The 16,940-nt window shown below is 70.2% G+C and carries 12 protein-coding genes; 1 reads left to right on the forward strand and 11 read right to left on the reverse strand.

The annotated features are described in order from the left end of the window. Nucleotides 1-21: 21 nt before the first annotated feature. From OG698_RS15225 to OG698_RS15240, 4 genes are all read right to left on the reverse strand, one after another. On the reverse strand, nucleotides 22-678 hold the full coding sequence (locus tag OG698_RS15225) for a response regulator (protein ID WP_406103522.1): 657 nt from the start codon (nucleotides 676-678) through the stop codon (nucleotides 22-24). Nucleotides 679-827: 149 nt separating this feature from the next. Further along, nucleotides 828-1,982: a sensor histidine kinase gene (locus OG698_RS15230; protein WP_406103523.1), complete on the reverse strand. Its 1,155-nt coding sequence runs from the start codon at nucleotides 1,980-1,982 to the stop codon at nucleotides 828-830. Beyond that, nucleotides 1,979-2,503, reverse strand: coding sequence for a DUF1453 domain-containing protein (locus OG698_RS15235; RefSeq protein ID WP_406103524.1), 525 nt, complete (start codon nucleotides 2,501-2,503; stop codon nucleotides 1,979-1,981). Before OG698_RS15235 ends, OG698_RS15230 begins: the two co-directional genes overlap by 4 nt. 192 nt (nucleotides 2,504-2,695) lie before the next feature. Next, complete coding sequence (locus tag OG698_RS15240) at nucleotides 2,696-4,831, reverse strand: type IIA DNA topoisomerase subunit B (protein WP_399967232.1); 2,136 nt, start codon at nucleotides 4,829-4,831, stop codon at nucleotides 2,696-2,698. Between the two features lie 440 nt (nucleotides 4,832-5,271). Between OG698_RS15240 and OG698_RS15245 the strand changes: the two genes are divergently transcribed. After that, nucleotides 5,272-5,502, forward strand: a complete 231-nt coding sequence (locus tag OG698_RS15245; RefSeq protein ID WP_406103525.1) for a hypothetical protein — start codon at nucleotides 5,272-5,274, stop codon at nucleotides 5,500-5,502. A gap of 125 nt (nucleotides 5,503-5,627) precedes the next feature. Here the strand turns inward: OG698_RS15245 and OG698_RS15250 are convergent, their stop codons facing one another. From OG698_RS15250 to OG698_RS15280, 7 genes are all read right to left on the reverse strand, one after another. Next, complete coding sequence (locus OG698_RS15250) at nucleotides 5,628-6,458, reverse strand: S1 family peptidase (RefSeq protein ID WP_406103526.1); 831 nt, start codon at nucleotides 6,456-6,458, stop codon at nucleotides 5,628-5,630. Nucleotides 6,459-6,613: 155 nt separating this feature from the next. Further along, nucleotides 6,614-8,143, reverse strand: a complete 1,530-nt coding sequence (locus OG698_RS15255; RefSeq protein ID WP_100591750.1) for an RNA polymerase sigma factor — start codon at nucleotides 8,141-8,143, stop codon at nucleotides 6,614-6,616. Between the two features lie 461 nt (nucleotides 8,144-8,604). Next, nucleotides 8,605-9,492 carry a FadR/GntR family transcriptional regulator gene (locus OG698_RS15260; protein WP_406103527.1) on the reverse strand — a complete coding sequence of 296 codons (888 nt, stop codon included), beginning with the start codon at nucleotides 9,490-9,492 and terminating at the stop codon, nucleotides 8,605-8,607. Between the two features lie 162 nt (nucleotides 9,493-9,654). Beyond that, complete coding sequence (locus OG698_RS15265) at nucleotides 9,655-11,580, reverse strand: ATP-binding cassette domain-containing protein (RefSeq protein WP_406103528.1); 1,926 nt, start codon at nucleotides 11,578-11,580, stop codon at nucleotides 9,655-9,657. Between the two features lie 190 nt (nucleotides 11,581-11,770). Beyond that, the gene (locus tag OG698_RS15270; protein WP_406103529.1) at nucleotides 11,771-12,532 is read right to left on the reverse strand and encodes an NUDIX domain-containing protein; all 762 of its coding nucleotides are present in this window, start codon (nucleotides 12,530-12,532) and stop codon (nucleotides 11,771-11,773) included. Between the two features lie 119 nt (nucleotides 12,533-12,651). Further along, nucleotides 12,652-14,568, reverse strand: a complete 1,917-nt coding sequence (locus OG698_RS15275; protein WP_406103530.1) for a glycogen debranching N-terminal domain-containing protein — start codon at nucleotides 14,566-14,568, stop codon at nucleotides 12,652-12,654. An 824-nt stretch (nucleotides 14,569-15,392) separates the two neighbouring features. Then, a complete protein-coding gene (locus OG698_RS15280; protein ID WP_406103531.1) occupies nucleotides 15,393-16,841 on the reverse strand; it encodes a DUF4192 domain-containing protein in 1,449 nt (482 codons plus the stop codon). Between the last annotated feature and the right edge of the window lie 99 nt (nucleotides 16,842-16,940).

The following is a 16,940-nucleotide window of genomic DNA, read 5'->3' on the forward strand; positions in this document are numbered from 1 at the left end:
CTCACATCTCCCTTCACCCCATTAGGTGATGGCCGACCCCGGTGGCTGAACAAGGCCGTGCCGATAGGCATACCGCACTGCCTGGGCCCGGTCCTTGAGGCCGGTTTTGGCGAAGAGATTGTTGATGTGTGTCTTCACCGTCGCGGTGGAGACGTGCAGGGCGTGGGCGATCTCCTGATTGGTGAGCCCTTCGGCGATGAGCCCCAGAACTTCGGCCTCTCGCGCGGTGATTCCGTCGGGCGGCTCCACGGGCGCGGGGGCCTGCGCCGGCTCCGAAAGACGCTCCAGAAGTCGGCGCTGGATCTTCGGGGAAAGGCCCGCGTCACCGGAGAGCACGTCCTCGACTGCCCGCACGATCTCGTCGCCGCCCGCATCCTTGGTCAGATAGCCGCGGGCTCCGGCCTTGAGCGCGGGGAACAGTGACTCGTCGTCCGCGTAGGTGGTCAGGATGACGACCTGGGTTCCGGGGTACTTCGATCGGATGCGCCGCGTCGCCTCCACCCCGTCGCAGCGCGGCATACGGAGGTCCATGAGGACGACGTCCGGGGCGAGTTGGGCAACCAGCGCGACGGCCTCGTCGCCGTCGCCGGCCGCTCCGACGACCGTGATGCCGGGCAGTAGCCCGAGCAGCATCACGATGCCTTCGCGCACGACCGTCTGGTCATCGGCGACCACCACTCTGGCGTCCCTACGCGCCGGCCCGCCCCCTTGCGAACCTGCCGCGTCCGCCGCGCCCGTCTGCGAACTTTCCGCGTCCGCACCGACCCTTTGCGAACCTGCCGAGTCCGCTGGACGATCCGTCCCGTTCGCCCCCGGGTCCGTCCCGCTCATGCGGGTACCTTCAGCTTCACTGCGAAACCCTCCTCGCACGGCCCTGCCACCAGCGTGCCGCCGAGCAGCTCCGCACGCTCCCTCATCCCCAACAGACCGTAGCCGGAGCCACTGACAGTGAGCTCCCCCGCCGGCGTGGCCGAGCCCGAATCCCTTACCTCAAGGGTCACTTCGGCGGTGCCGTACTCCAGTCTCACCTGGGCCTTCGCGCCGGGCGCGTGCTTGCGTACGTTCGTCAGGGCCTCCTGGGCGACCCTGCGTACTGTCTGTGACGCCTCGACGGACAACGGCCGCCGCACCCCCTCCACCGAGACCGTCGCGCCGTCCGTGGCGACGAGTTCGCGCAGGAAGTCCTCCAGCGGGGTCATCTCTCCGCGCAGCGCCGAGAGTGCCTGGCGCGTCTCGGTGAGCCCGTCGCGTGCCATGCCCCGGGCGGCGACGACGCGCTCGTGGATCTGGTCGAGATCCGCGCCCCGCTCGATGAGCAGGCGTGCCGCTTCGAGGTGGACGAGCTGGGCGGAGAGGCTGTGCGCCAGCACGTCGTGGATCTCCCGCGCGATCCGGGCCCGCTCGGCCAGGGCGGCGGATTCCGCCTCCGCGGCGCGCGCGGCCCGTTCCTGGCGGAGCAGCCGCTGGGCGCTTCCTCTGGCCTCCGCGTCAAGGCGCAGGACGTATCCCGCAAGGCAGAGTCCGATGGTGGTGACCGCTGTGGTGAACCATGCGTCGTTGTTCAGGACCGCGAACCCTGTGAGCGCACCGGCCGTGAGAGGAATGGCCGCGACCAGGGGCAGCCGCTCAAGAGCGGTGACGGCGCAGCCGCACCAGAGGACGAGCGCCGGCCCTCTGAACCCCGTCTGCTCCGCCGCGAACGCCGCACCCAGCAGGACGGCGAGCAGACCCACGGAGGGCCACAGCAGGTGTTCCAGCGTGGTCCGGAAGAATCCCCAGGCCGCGGCGCCACAGGCGATGAGCGCGACCGGCGCCAGGGCAACGGTCCAGCCGTGCACGCCACGCTCCGCTGCCGCGGTCCACACGAGAGCAGTGAGCGCGACCGCTCTCACGACGCGAGCAAGGACCCGCCGCGCCCGAGTGAGCCCTTCGCGGGAGAGCGCCTCCCGCGAGGGCCAGCTGGTCCAGGCTCCGGACGTCACACACGGTCCTTCCACGACGGCACGGGCACGCCGTCACCGTACGCCCCGGCCCCCTGGGGTGCAGGCCGCAGGGACTGCGCACGCCAGATGAGGACTCCGGAGCGGACGAGCAGTGTGGCGGCCAGGGCGAGCATGAGCGCGGCGCTGCCCTGCTTGATACCGAAGGCCGCGCCGGCGGCGTAGAGACCGGCCCGTACGGCGATTCCGACGACCCAGACGGCGCCGCTGGCCTTGGTGCTCTTGCTCCACACCGTGCCGTCCTGCGCGGTCCAGATCCGGGTGGTCCAGGCCCAGCCGGCGCCGAGGGCGAGACCGACGAGCAGCTCAAGGCCTATGAGCGAGGCCGATTGGACCTGATGGTGGGAGTCGAGGAGGTCCGGCTTGCGCAGTGCCATGAAGACGAGCACGGCGGGCACGACCCACCAGCGCTTGTCCATGGTGATCTGCTGCGCCTTGAACTGACGGACGACCACCAGCACGACGACTGCGATGATCACCAGCACATTGGTGAGCCCGGACATGGCGGCCTCCGACTTTCCGTGACTTCGAGGATTTCGAGCAGTTCGAGAACTTCGCCGGACGACGCCGAGCAGCGGCGTCGAGCGACGTCTTCGAAGTTACGGAAAAGGCCAGTTCACGGGATCGGAGCTGGGGTGGATCGTGGGTGGATCAGCCGGCTCCACCCACGGGTGGAGCCGGCGTCCGGGGCGCCCCTAGGCGTCGATGCGCGAGCGGTCGAGCGTCGCGGCCGAGCTGCTGATGAACTCCTTGCGCGGCGCCACGTCCGTGCCCATGAGCAGATCGAAGACCTGCTCCGCGGCGTCCAGCTCGCCGATGTTGATACGGCGCAGCGTGCGGTGACGCGGGTCCATCGTGGTCTCGGCCAGCTGGTCGGCGTCCATCTCTCCGAGGCCCTTGTAACGCTGGATCGAGTCCTTGTAGCGCACGCCCTTGCGCTGGTACTCGAGGAGCGTCTCGCGCAGCTCGCGGTCCGAGTACGTGTAGACGTACTTGTCCTGGCCCTTCTTCGGCTGGACGAGTTCGATGCGGTGCAGCGGCGGCACCGCGGCAAACACGCGGCCCGCCTCGATCATCGGCCGCATGTAGCGCTGGAAGAGGGTCAGGAGCAGGGTGCGGATGTGCGCGCCGTCGACGTCGGCGTCGACGAGCAGGATGATCTTCCCGTAGCGCGCGGCGTCGATGTCGAAAGTCCGCCCGGACCCGGCTCCTATGACCTGGATGATCGCGCCGCACTCGGCGTTCTTCAGCATGTCCGACACGGACGACTTCTGAACGTTGAGGATCTTGCCGCGGATCGGCAGCAGCGCCTGGAACTCGGAGTTCCGGGCCAGCTTGGCGGTGCCGAGCGCCGAGTCCCCCTCGACGATGAAGAGCTCGCTGCGCTCCACGTCGTCGCTGCGGCAGTCCGCCAGCTTGGCCGGCAGCGACGACGACTCGAGGGCCGTCTTCCTGCGCTGCGCGTCCTTGTGCTGGCGGGCCGCGATCCGCGTACGGGCCGCGGCGACGGCCTTCTCCATGACGGCGCGAGCCTGGGCCTTCGCGTCGCGCTTGGTGGAGGTCAGGAACGCTTTGAGCTCCTTGGCCACGACGTTCGCGACGATCCTGTTGGCCGCCGAGGTGCCGAGCACCTCCTTGGTCTGGCCCTCGAACTGCGGCTCGGCGAGACGCACCGTGACGACGGCCGTCAGGCCCTCGAGGGCGTCGTCCTTGACGACGTCGTCCTCGGCGACGCGCAGCAGTTTCTGGGAGCGCAGCACCTCGTTCATCGTCTTGGTGAGCGAGCGCTCGAAACCACTCACATGGGTGCCGCCCTTGGGGGTGGCGATGATGTTGACGAACGACCTGAGTGTCGTGTCGTAGCCGGTGCCCCAGCGCATCGCGATGTCCACAGCGAGCTCGCGGGTGACCTCGGTCGGCGTCATCTGGCCGTGGTCGTCGAGGACCGGGACGGTCTCCTTGAAGGTGCCCTGTCCGGAGAAGCGGAGGACATCGCAGACCGGCTTGTCGGCGGCGAGGTACTCGCAGAACTCGCTGATGCCGCCGTCGAAGCGGAAGGATTCCTCGCCCTTGCTGCCGCCGTCACCGAGCCCGTACTCGTCGCGCACGACGATGGTCAGGCCCGGCACGAGGAACGCGGTCTGGCGGGCGCGCTGGTGCAGGTTCTCCAGGGAGAGCTTGGCGTCCTTGAGGAAGATCTGGCGGTCGGCCCAGTAGCGCACGCGCGTGCCGGTGCGGTTCTTCGGGATCCGCTTGACCTTGCTGAGCCGCGCGGCGGAGTCGAAGGTCGCGTCGGGTCCCTGCTTGGCGAAGGCGCCGGGGACGCCGCGGCGGAAGCTGATGGCGTGCGTGTTCCCGCCTCGGTCGACCTCGACGTCGAGCCGCGCGGAGAGCGCGTTCACCACGGAGGCGCCCACGCCGTGCAGGCCGCCGGAGGCCGCGTAGGAGCCTCCGCCGAACTTGCCGCCCGCGTGCAGCTTGGTCATGACGACCTCGACCCCGGAGAGCCCGGTCTTCGGCTCGACGTCCACGGGGATGCCGCGGCCGTTGTCCCGCACCTCTACGGAGGCGTCGTCGTGGAGGATGACCTCGATGTGGTCGCAATAGCCGCCGAGGGCCTCATCGACGGAATTGTCGATGATTTCCCAGAGGCAGTGCATCAGGCCACGGCTGTCCGTCGACCCGATGTACATGCCAGGGCGCTTGCGTACGGCCTCGAGCCCCTCAAGGACGAGCAGGTGCCGCGCGGTGTAGTTGGAACTGTCCTTGTCCACGATGCCGCCTGCTCCGGTCAGCAGCGCTGTGGACGGCACGGACGTTTCGGCGGTCACGCAGTTCGCTCCTCGCTGAATTTCAGTTGGAACCCTTTTGGGTAAGGGGTCGGCTTCGGTCGCCGCTCAGAGGGTACCGAGGCCTGGTAGAGCCGTTGTAACGCAACCCTCGCCTCTGCCCAGACTAGTCCAGCACCGTATGCGTGTTCGATCCCTCGATGGGGTGAAGCACACATCACGTTCCCTTTGGCGCATGAACCATTTAGGCTCCGGGCACGTCCTCATGCACAACCGACAAGCCAGTCGGCGAGGACCGACCCTGACGGAACGCGCGAACCCGTAAGACACGTAAGAGACGCAATACGGCACATTCGCCGCCAACCGGCAGCAGACAGCCCCTCGGAAAGATTTTTCGAGGAAAAGCCACGAGCGGGAACGTTTTCGGCCTGGTTGGATGTTGACCCTGGTACGACAGCTCGTCGAGCTAGAGAAGAGGCGACGTGACTACTGTTCTGACCCCCGCGAGCCCACTGACGGCCGCTGACCGCTGTGACCGTTGCGGCGCCCAGGCGTACCTGCGTGTCGTCCTCATCAGCGGTGGTGAACTGCTCTTCTGCGCCCACCATGGCCGCAAGTTCGAGCCGGAACTCAAGAAGATCGCCGCTGAGATACAGGACGAGACGGAGCGCCTGACCGCCGCTCCGGCAAGCACCGAGACCGAGGAACGCTGACGCCTCGCACAACGACGAGCCAGCTCCGGCCCAGGCCGGTGATCGGGCGGCCATCCCTGCACCACAGGGGTGGCCGCCCGTCCTCGCATCAGCCCCACATATGCCCGTGAGGCGCCCTGGGTGCCTCAGACAGGCTTCGGCGTGACGCGCATTACCTCCGACACCCGGGTGTAGACGCCGGGGCTTCCAGGGCGCCCACAGCCGTTCCCCCACGACACGATCCCGATCAGGCGTCCGCGCGCCACGAGAGGGCCACCGCTGTCCCCCTGGCAGGCATCCCGCCCGCCCTGCGGCACCCCCGCGCACAGCATCGTGCGAGCGTAGAACGTTCCCTCGGAGCCGCCCGAATAGGCCGCCTTGCACACGGAGCCACGGAGCACCCGCACGTCCGCGGCCCGCAGCATGGTCGCGTAGTCACCGGCCCCGGTGGTGTCGCCCCAGCCGTAGACAGCGGCGCCGGTCCCGGCCGCGTACGCAGAGTCCCCCGCCCCCGCCATCGGGATCACGTACCTCTCGGGTAGCGGCGCGTCCAGTGTGACGATCGCCACATCTCCGGAGTTGGTCTCGGGGTCGTAGTCGGGGTTGACCCAGGTGCGGCGCACCCGGATCTCCGCGCCCGACCGGGTCCGCAGGTCATCACGCCCCGCGATGACCTTGAGGTCACCCAGGGCGCGCGGCGTGGCGCCCAGGACCTCGGGACCAAGACAGTGGGCGGCGGTCATGACGGTCGACCGCCCGACCACGGCACCCCCGCAGAACTGCCCGGATCGCGTACCCCCGAACCGGTCACGACTGGAGAGCGCCACCACCCACGGAGTGTCGGCCACCCGGACCGGCCGGCCCCCGATGACGACGCTGTCCGCCGCTGACGGGGCGGGGGAGGCCAGGGGCAGCAAGGCCGCCGCCGCCAGCAGGGCAGGTGCCCGGAACAGCGTTCGGACGAAGGGGCGACGCATGCGGTGTCCTCACTCTGGGTTCTATCGACCCACCCAGCGTGAGCGAACTTCGTGCGTCATGCATACGAGCACATCGAAGGGCCCGGCCCCCACAGAGGAGCCGGGCCCTTCGATGACGTACCTACCGACCGGATCGGGTCCGGGCGGCCGCGCTTCTAGTCCAGGTAGTCGCGCAGCACCTGCGAGCGCGACGGGTGACGCAGCTTCGACATCGTCTTGGACTCGATCTGACGGATCCGCTCACGCGTGACGCCGTAGACCTTGCCGATCTCGTCGAGGGTCTTCGGCTGACCGTCCGTGAGACCGAAACGCATCGAGACGACGCCCGCCTCGCGCTCCGACAGGGTGTCGAGGACGGAGTGCAGCTGCTCCTGGAGGAGCGTGAAGCTGACCGCGTCGGCCGGCACGACCGCCTCGGAGTCCTCGATGAGGTCACCGAACTCGCTGTCGCCGTCCTCACCCAGGGGGGTGTGGAGGGAGATCGGCTCGCGGCCGTACTTCTGGACCTCGATGACCTTCTCCGGGGTCATGTCGAGTTCCTTGGCCAGCTCCTCCGGGGTGGGCTCGCGGCCCAGGTCCTGGAGCATCTGACGCTGCACGCGCGCGAGCTTGTTGATGACCTCGACCATGTGCACCGGAATACGGATGGTGCGGGCCTGGTCGGCCATCGCGCGGGTGATCGCCTGACGGATCCACCAGGTGGCGTACGTGGAGAACTTGTAGCCCTTGGTGTAGTCGAACTTCTCGACCGCGCGGATCAGACCGAGGTTGCCCTCCTGGATCAGGTCCAGGAAGAGCATGCCGCGGCCGGTGTAACGCTTGGCCAGGGAGACCACCAGACGGAGGTTGGCCTCCAGGAGGTGGTTCTTGGCGCGGCGGCCGTCCTCGGCGATGATCTCCAGCTCGCGCTTGAGCTTCGGCGCGAGCTTGTCCGCGTTGGCGAGCTTGTCCTCGGCGAACAGGCCGGCCTCGATGCGCTTGGCGAGCTCGACCTCCTGCTCGGCGTTGAGCAGCGGGACCTTACCGATCTGCTTCAGGTAGTCCTTGACGGGGTCGGCGGTGGCGCCGGCCGCGGCGACCTGCTGCGCGGGCGCGTCGTCCTCGTCCTCGTCGGACAGGACGAAGCCCTGCGCACCCTCCTCGCCGGGCTCGCCTTCGGCCTTGGCCGTGCCGGGGGTCTCCTCGGCCTCGTCGTCGGCCTCGTCGTCCTTCTTGCCGGACGTCTTCTTCGCCGCCGCCTTCTTGGCGACGGTCTTCTTGGCGGCGGCCTTCTTGGCCGTCGTCTTCTTGGCTGCGACCTTCTTGGGTTCGGCGTCCTCAGCCTCGGCCTCTACGGCCGGGGACTCGGGGGTGGCCGTGGCAGCGACCTTCTTCGCCGTGACCGTCTTGGCTGCGACGGTCTTGGTGGCGGTGCGCTTGACCGGGCTCTTAGCTGCGACGCTCTTGCGGGGGCGCTTCGGCTCCGCGGCACTGACCATCAGCGTCACACCCTCTTCCTCGAGGATCTGGTTGAGGCTGCGCAGAACGTTCTTCCACTGAGTGGCCGGAATCTGGTCGGCCTCGAAGGCACGGCGCACGTCGTCGCCGGCGATCTGGCCATCAGCCTTTCCCCGCTCAATGAGCGCCATGACAGAGACGGACTCGGCGATCTCCGGCGGGAGCGTACGGGATGTGCTGGCCGACACGAACAACCTCTCGGAACGTTGGAAAACGGCTTCCGGCCCCGTCCTGTGAGGACCGGAGCCGACGACCGCCGACTTGGGGATGGGCCGACGGCGTGGGCGGGGGCCGGGGAGATGGACAGCGCCATACGTGGCTGCTGTATTCCCTCCTCGACTGTCGCCTCTTAGGTCATCGCGCTGTTCCGAGGAGCGTTACGCCCAATCTGCGTGGCCCGAGTCACACCCCGTAAGCGGTCAAAAACTAATGGATGCGGTCAAACATGGCCACTCTTCGACTACCCAGCTCGAACCGGCGGAACCCATGGTCCACGCATGTGTCGCCGGATCGCGCCGGGTCCGGGGGGATCAGGCGCGATCCGGCGACACATGGGGAACAGATGGTGGGCGCACCCGGACCGTGCGGTGCATCGGACACCGGGGGGCCTGCACCGAGGCGCCGGATCACCGAATCGCCGTGGGAGGCGTCAGTGCTCGCGGGGCGCGGGGACCACACGTTCGACATCGGGGTGGACGGTGAGCAGCTGCCGCATGGCGGCCTCCGCGCCCGTGCCGTCACCCGCGGCGAGGGCGTCGGCGATCCGGCTGTGGTGGGCGACGGCCACCTCGTTCGGACGGTCGCAGCCCGTGACGGGCCCCCCGGAGACCTGGAGGGCCGCGGAGACGATGCCGGACAGGTGCTCGAGCATGCGGTTGCCCGCGAGCTGGATGAGCAGGGAGTGGAACTCGGCGTCGGCGCGGGCGAAGGTGATCGGGTCACCCTGGCCCAAGGCGTGCCCCATGATCTCGACCATGTCGGTGAGCCGCTGCTGGACGTCCTCGCGGCCGTGTCCGGCCGCGAGCCGGGCGGCGAGGGGCTCGATCGTCCAGCGCAACTCGTTCAGCTCCCGGCGCTGGTCGTCGCGCTGCGGGCCGAAGGCGCGCCATTCGATGATGTCCGGGTCGAGCAGGTTCCAGTCACTGACGGGGCGGACGCGGGTGCCGACATTGGGGCGGGCGCTGACCAGGCCCTTGGCCTCGAGGACGCGGAGCGACTCGCGGACGACGGTGCGGGACACCTCGAATCGCTGGCCGATCTCCTCGGGGACGAGCGGGCGGTCCGCCCCCAGGTCCCCGGAAACGATCATCTGGCCCAGCTGCTGGACGAGCTGGCCGTGCAGGCCGCGGCCGCGACTTCCGGCGGCGCGCCGCCCCATCCGGCCGAGATCCTGATCCGCGACGTCCCAGACAGGGGCTCCGACGCGGTCGGCACCATTGGCCTCCCCATAGGGGTAACGGTCGATTTCGCCCGGGCCGGTCAGGCCGGAGTCGGCGGAGCGGGCGGCGGTCATCATGGTGTGCGCAAGGGTACTCACGGATCAGTTGTCGGCGCCGCTCCCAAGTCCCTTGAGGTCTTTGGTGAAAAGCACACGAAAGGGTGATCGCTTACCCCGTCGCAATTGACGCCTTATCGGACGGAAATAGGCGATCGTCGGGGAGTTGTGCGCGTGACCGGACCGGAAGGTACCCGACGGTCGTCATCGAGCCCTGGGACGCAGCACCGTGAGCAGATAAGCGCAGAGCAGAGCGGTCAGTGACAACATCAGGGCGCCGCCCACAGGTTGAGCGATCATCCGCAGTCCCGCGGCCAGAAGACGCTCCGCCCCGAACGGCCAGTGCACAAGTGCCAGATCACGAAGCCTCGACGGAAGTCCCGCCGCCGTTCGCACAGATGGACCTGCCAAGGCCTCCTGTACGAGGGGCACGACGAGGATCGGAACGGCGAGTACGGCGGCCAGTCCGGCCGTCGTGGACCGGAAGACACCGGCGGCCAGTACCCCGGCCCAGGCGCAGCCCATGACGAGCGCGAGCCAACTCGCGCTCGATGAAAGCCAGTCGGCGGGAACCTTGGTGAGCTCTTCTCCGTATACAACGTGAAGCAGCACCGCGTCGGACGCGACGACGAGGAAGGCCAGCGAGACGGCGATGGCCGCTGCGACGACGAGTTTCGCGCAGAGAAGTCCCAGGCGACGGGGGACGGTGCCGCGGTCGGCGGCCAGCGCGGGGTGACGGAATTCGTCGCCGAACGCGAAGGCCCCGAGCAGCCCCGCACCGAGGGCGGCCGGCGGAAGCGGCAGCTCCTGCGGCCAGGCTGCGAGGAGACGGGACTGCGGCGTGTGACCGGTCCGGGCGAGCAGTACGGCGACGATCGCGGAGGCGACGAGAACGGCGGCCGCCGTGAGGTAACCGGTGGCGATGCCGGTCGCCCGGCGAACCTCGTAACGCAGCGGACGGAGCGGGCTGGGTGCGGGGTGGATCGTGATGGGGGGTGGGAGGGGGGACAGGAGGGAGGGGGGAGGGACCGGGGCGGGGCTTGAGGAAGTTCCGGGCGCCTGAGGGCCCGGGTCGTCGCGCTGCGGCGACTCAGCCGGGGAGGAGGCGCCGGCAAGGTCCGCGTCGGGTTCCGACGACTCTGTGGCCGGAGGTGGCGTCTCGGCGGGCGAAGCCTCCGCGACGGTCGTCCGAGGCGCGGTCGGCTCCGCGTCGCGGACTGCTTCAGTGTGCGCCCGTGCCGGAACGCTCACCGTCGGCCCCGCATCCCCGACCTCGTCCGCGAGTTGGTGGACCAGGATGCTGTGTCGGAACGCGGTTTCGCCGACGTCCGCGCAGTTACTGCCGTATACGGAGAGGCGGTTGCCGTCCTCGTTCACGACCTCGACGGATCGCTGTGCCGCGCGTGCCTCCTTGGCCAGCAGGACACCGAGCCGGGCGGCATGCGGGCTGCGCACGGCGACGCGGGGGCGCAGCCGCGTACGGGAGAAGTCCGCGACTCCCTGGTCCGCGATGACGCGTCCAGCCTCCATGGTGACCACGCGGTCAGCGGTCCGCGCCGCTTCCTTGGCATCGTCGGTGGAGAAGAGCACGGTGCCGCCGAGCGACGCGTGGGCCCGCAGGATGCCGTGCAGCCACTTGCCCTCACGCACCGAGAGCCCGTCGGCGGGTCCGTCGAGGACGAGGGTGTGGGGGTCCGCGAGAAGCGCGCAGGCGAGGCCGAGGCGCCTGTCCATGCCTCGCGAGAGCGTGCCTAGTCGCTGCTCACGCAGGCTGACGATGCCGACGACTTCGAGGACCTCGTCGGCACGCTGCACCGGCACGCCTGCGGCCGCGCACAACATACGCAGTTGTCCGCGCACGGTTCGGGACGGATGCCCCTGGACCTCGCCGAGCAACACGCCCACCTCGCGGGATGGATGGGGGATGCGGTGCAGGGGGCGGCCTCTGAAATGCGTGATTCCACGGCCTTGTTGGAGTTCGAGCATCAGCCGAACCGCCGTCGTCTTGCCGGACGCGCGGGCACCGAGCAGCGCCGTGACGCGCCCCGTCGGCGCCTCGAAGGACACGTCGTCGACAGCGGGCGGGAGCTCCTGGCGGGGGTTGCTGGTCAGTCCGAAGGCCTGGATCATCGCTTCTCTCGCAGGATGTGCGACCGCTCGGCGGCCGGGACCCGTCCGCCGAGCGGGGACGGACGAACCCCGTGGGTACCGCAGCAAGATAACGCGATATTTCCGTCTTTTCGGGCAGGGTGCGCGCTTCGGGTGTCCCTGCGCGGCGTGGGCGGGCAGAGCCCGGAGGTCAGGCCCGGTCAGCTCCCGGTCACACCTCGGGGCGCAGCATCGGCGGGTTGAGCAGTGTCGCGCCCCCGGCTCGGAAGAGCTGGGCCGGCCTGCCGCCCTGGCGGGTGGTGGTCCCGCCGGTGGGCACGAGGAAACCCGGGGTGCCTGTCACCTTGCGGTGGAAGTTGCGCGGATCGAGCGCGACGGCCCACACCGCCTCGTACACGCGCCGCAGCTCGCCGACCGTGAACTCGGGTGGGCAGAAGGCCGTAGCGAGCGACGAGTACTCGATCTTCGAGCGGGCGCGCTCCACGCCGTCCGCGAGGATCTGCGCATGATCGAAGGCCAGGGGCGCCGCCTGCTCACCCTCGCGCCCGTACCCGCTCTGGTTCAGCAGTGCCTCTACGGGTGCCCAGCGCGCGCTGTGCGCGTCGCCACCCGCACGCGGTGCGGGCAGATCCGGCGCCAGGGCCAGATGAGCGACGCTGACCACGCGCATACGAGGGTCGCGCTTGGGGTCGCCGTAGGTGGCCAGCTGCTCCAGGTGCGCACCATTCACCTGGTCCCGGTCTGCGGGATCATGGGCGCAGAGCCCGGTCTCCTCGATCAGTTCGCGCGCCGCGGCGGAGGACAGGTCCTCGTCGTCCCGTACGAAGCCGCCGGGGAGTGCCCAACGCCCCTGGAACGGCGGTTCGCCTCGCCGTACCGCGAGCGCACAGAGCGCGTGACGACGCACGGTCAGCACGACCAGGTCGACGGTGACTGCGAAGGGCGGGAAGGCCGACGGGTCGTAGGGCGACATGCCGCGATCATAGTCGTCTTCCTGACGATAAACACTCCCTTCGCGATCGTCGATCAAGGCCTTCTTCGAAGTCCCCGAGGTGGGACCCCGCCGATCTCCCGAACTCACGTCCGCCCCGGTCACACCCCCAACTGCAGCCCGTCGGCCGCCTCCTCGACCATGGCGAGACCGAGTCTGCTGACCCGCACCGAGAATGGTGCGCCCGCGACCCGCAACCCGGCCAGTTCGATCTCCCCCAGGGGTGCGCTGCGCATCGGCCTCAGCGTCACCGTCCCGGCGGGCGCGTCCGGCCGGATCCCGGCGAGGGCCGCGAGGATCTGCACCCCCGCCGCCGCGGCGGTGGCCGCGGGTCTGCAGGCGGCCGGATGCGGAAGCGGCGCGCCCCCTTCGCAACGCTGCTCCCCCGCGTACATCTCGGGCAGCCGGAACCCGAATGCCTCGGCCGCCGACAGGACGCCCCGCAGCAGCGAACTCGACTCCTTCTCGTAGCCGGCAGCGGCCAGGCCGCCCACGGCCAGCGCCGTCTCCTGCACCCGCACGGCTCCGCCACGGTGCCCGAACGGGTTGTACGACGCCTCCCGCACGCCCAGACTGCGCAGCCCCCACCCTGAGTCGAGTGCCGGACCGCCGAGGAGCCGTGCGAGCTGTTCGGTCTGCACCTTGTCCAGGAGTCCCGGGGCCATCACACCGCCGCCAAGCAGCCCTGTGTCGAGGAGGTGGGCCGCGGCGCTGCCCAGGTGGGGCAGGAGGCGCCCGTCCGGCATGCGGGCGGCGGCGGGCCTGCCGCCTCCGCGGTCCTCGGCCCAGAAGTCCTCCCTGAACCGTGTCCGCAGCACTTCGGCCCACTGCCGCAGTTCTACGGCGCCGGGTCGGCCATGGGCGTCGAGGAGATCCGCTCCGAGCAAGGCGGCCCGGTGGGCGTGGGCCTGGGTCTCGCAGCGCAACGGTCCTCCGGGGCCGGGGCCGGGGTCCGCCAGGTACGTCCCTTCGCCAACGGCTGCCCGCAGCCAGTGCAGGCAGCGCTCCGCGGTGGGTAGCAGCTCGGCGACCTCCTGCTCGGGAAGGCCCCAGCGTCTCGCCTCCGCGAGGAGCGCCGGGAACAGGAGCGTCGCTTCGGTTCCGGTACAGCCGGGCGGCAGATGCGGGCCTGCGTCTCTCAGCGGGCCGGGGATCATCCCCGACTCCCCTCCTGCTCCTGGGAGTTGGGTCCGAGCGAGGGCCCTGAGAGTGCCCGCGGCCAACCGTGTTCCCAAAGGCAGCGCCATCCGCGCGGCCGCCAACGCCTCGGCCGGAGCCAGACCACAGCGCCAGGGCGCGCCTGCGGCGAGGTAGAGCTCCGAGGGGTGCGCAGGGTCGCGCAGCAGCAATGCGTGCAGGTCCTCGGCGCAGGTTCTCAGCAGCGGCCCCACGCGCGCGTCGTCCCCTGCGGCTTCCGCCCCGGCGAGCGGACGTACGGTGCCATGCCCGACCGGCCGGCCCGTCCCTCCTCCGTCGGCCCGTACCCGTAGTTCGACACTCCACGTGCCCCCCGGAGGCAGGTCGAACTCCCAGCGCAGCAGGCCGGCGGAGGCGAGCGCATCCCGGGGCGGCGGGTCAGCGGTGACGACGGCGTGGCCCGCGGGCGACGACCATCGCATGCCGGAGTCGTGGACGGTGGCGGACAGTGCACGCCCCGGCCGTCCGGCCGCCACCGCGCCCAGCTCGGCCAGATCCGTACCGAGCGCGACCTCGACCGGCAGCCGCAGCGGGCGTATGGCCGAGCTGCGCAGCGTGATCCGCTCCGTGCCGTCGGCATGCCGCATCCGCTCGACCATGATGTCCGGGTCGGGGCCGCCGTCCACGACAGGCCTCAGCGTCGCCACGAACCGGGCCCGGTCGGCGGCGACCATACGGGCCTGAACCGCGACCGGCTCGCGCCCCGCCACACGGAGCAGGCAGCGCGACAACAATCGGCGCCCGGCGCGGTAGAACCCCTCCAGGCCATCGCCCGTCAACTGCCCCTGCTGCGAGGAAATCGCGAGCGAGGGCAGGGCCACGCAGATCAGCGCCGTGTGCGCCGGCGGCAGCTCCGCGGAGCGCCGGGGAGCGGGGGTGTTCGCGCGACCGGCGTGCGCAGTTAGGGGCGGAGCGTTGCGGGTAGCAGGTGGAGCCGGGTCCTTGCGGTGAGCGGACGAGATCGCTGGGGAGATTACAGATGTCGCTGCATGAGCGGATGGCGCTCCCGCGATGGCGGTTGACGGCCCCGCGGTGCCGGATGCTCCCAGCCCTAAGGTCGCGGACGACACCTCAGCGGGCGCCGTCGATACCCCAGCCGGTGGAGGGGGCGCCATCCCTGCGGGGGTTCCAGAGGCGCGGCCCGCACCTCCGCCGAGGCGGTCGACGAACGAGTCCTCCAAGGGACTCTCGCAGGACGCCTTGAACGAGTCTTCGGGCTCCGGCGCGCGTGCAGCTGAAGGCATCACCGCCGCCTCGTCCCCGGACAACCAGCGGTACCGGTCTCGCGGGGCGGTCCGACGGCACCTGGTGGAGCGTCTTCCTCCAGGGCGAGCAGCACCGGCACGGCGCAAGTCGATACGGCGGACACGGTCGACGACGCGGGGGGCAGCATGGGGTGGCTCCTTCCGCGCTGGGCGCGCGCGAGGCGCCGATGGCGCTCCGAAGGGTCGGCGGGGGGACAACGGCGCAGCCCGATCACGGGCTGTGCCACAGTGGTGAACGGGCCTGCCCCACCCCAAGTCACGCCCGCGGCAAAGGAAGCCGAGCAGCCGACGCCCCATTCCCCTCCCCAACTCCCCCACGCCGGCCGGTGCCCGCGCCGCTACAAAGGCGGGCATGCGGAACCTGCGCCACGATCCGGTACTCATCCGTCCCGCCTCGTCCCCTGCCGCCCCACTCGGCGACGTCCCTGCGGTCGCCTCGGCGCACGCGCCCCAGCCTGGGCGGGTCCCTTACCCGGGCCTGCACGTCGCGATCCGCGCCGGCGCAGGGACGCTTCCAGAGCCCGCGTCACTCGATCCTCGGCCGGTTCCCGCGAGTCCTCGGCACTTGGCCGCACAGGGGATCCCGCGCCCTTACGGCCAGCGGCGCCTTCGACATTGACGCCGGCAACGGGCCCCGCGCCTACCGCTACTCCTGCCCCGGCTCCGTCAGAGTCCTCCTCAGAACCCGCCCCGGACGGCGTCACGTTCCGCTCGTCCCGGGTCTTGCGCAGGCTTCGCCGCACCGGCTCCGGATCCAGGTCCGCGCTGCACGCCTCCATGAGGAGCCGGGCGAAGACGTACCGGGGATCCGCCGCCAGCGCCATGTCCAATGCCTCGCCTGCCTCCACTCGGTCGCCCAGCGACCACGCGACCCAGCCGGCGAGCGTCAGCGGCGCCGCCGCGTGTTCGCCGTACGGGCCCACGCAGCGGCGGGCCAGGGCTCGCCACAGACGCAGAACAAGCGGTGCCTCGTCGCCCTCCATCCACTCGGCGGCGTGATCCCGGGTCAGCCGGTCCTGGAGGCCGAGGATCAGCCTCGCCGCTTCGTCATGCGCGAGCTGCTCGTCGTCCTTGAGATCAGCTTCGAGTGTGTCGCCGCCGGTCGGCAGGTGCCCGAAACGGCTCCAGACCCGCCGTGCGAGATCGAGCGTCTCGTCCGCGACCTCAACGCGCGGGACTCCGGCGAGAATCCTGGGGACCAGAGTCATGGCCGCGGCATCCAGCGCACGCTCCTGCTCCGGCACGGCCGCCGTCTGCCACGGCGCGAGCCTGGCCCTCATCTCCCTCAGCGGGCGCCGCACTTGGATGCCCGCGTAGGTCATCGCGGCCGCCGTGACGGACGTACCGGACGCGGCCAGCGGTGTGCCGTCCGGCGGGCAGCACTCCGCGACCGGGCAGCTGTACGACCAGAAGTGATCGTCGGCGATGCAGAGGGTCTCGACCACGGGCACGTCGAGGCGGCCGCAAGCCAGGCGCAGCATCTGCGCCAGTGGGTGCAGGCGCTCCATGATCTGCCGACCGGTCTCGGTGGTCTTCGGATCCCGGCACAGGAACGCGACGATGCCGTCCGGCGTTCCGTCCTTCCTCTTGCAGCCACTGATCAGGCACTTGGCCATCTCGTCCGCGACGGACGGCCAGTCGCCGGGGCGCTCGGGGATCCCGAGTCGCACGCGTCCGCCGAAGCGTCCGCGGTGCAGGGCGACAAGCACGATGCTGTCCTCGGGCTTGAACCCGAGCAAGTACGGGAGCGCTTCGGCCAGTTCGGACGGGTTGCGCAGGGTGACCTGTTCCGTGCCGGGTGCGCCGGCTGCTTCGCTGTGATTCGTCATGCGACGACCATGCCGCGAATCTCGAGATTCCGTTTTGACCTGTGGATAACCCGGATCAGGGACACGACAGGAGTTGTCCACAGGCCGGCAGGGCCACTC

It is taken from the genome of Streptomyces sp. NBC_01003, from assembly GCF_045162695.1.
In the GTDB taxonomy this organism is placed as follows: domain Bacteria; phylum Actinomycetota; class Actinomycetes; order Streptomycetales; family Streptomycetaceae; genus Streptomyces.

Coding starts and splice junctions, on each gene's coding strand:
- OG698_RS15280 (WP_406103531.1), bottom strand. CDS start 16,841: ATGACGAATCACAGCGAAGCAGCCGGCGCACCCGGCACGGAACAGGTC.
- OG698_RS15235 (WP_406103524.1), bottom strand. CDS start 2,503: ATGTCCGGGCTCACCAATGTGCTGGTGATCATCGCAGTCGTCGTGCTG.
- OG698_RS15265 (WP_406103528.1), bottom strand. CDS start 11,580: ATGATCCAGGCCTTCGGACTGACCAGCAACCCCCGCCAGGAGCTCCCG.
- OG698_RS15250 (WP_406103526.1), bottom strand. CDS start 6,458: ATGCGTCGCCCCTTCGTCCGAACGCTGTTCCGGGCACCTGCCCTGCTG.
- OG698_RS15270 (WP_406103529.1), bottom strand. CDS start 12,532: ATGTCGCCCTACGACCCGTCGGCCTTCCCGCCCTTCGCAGTCACCGTC.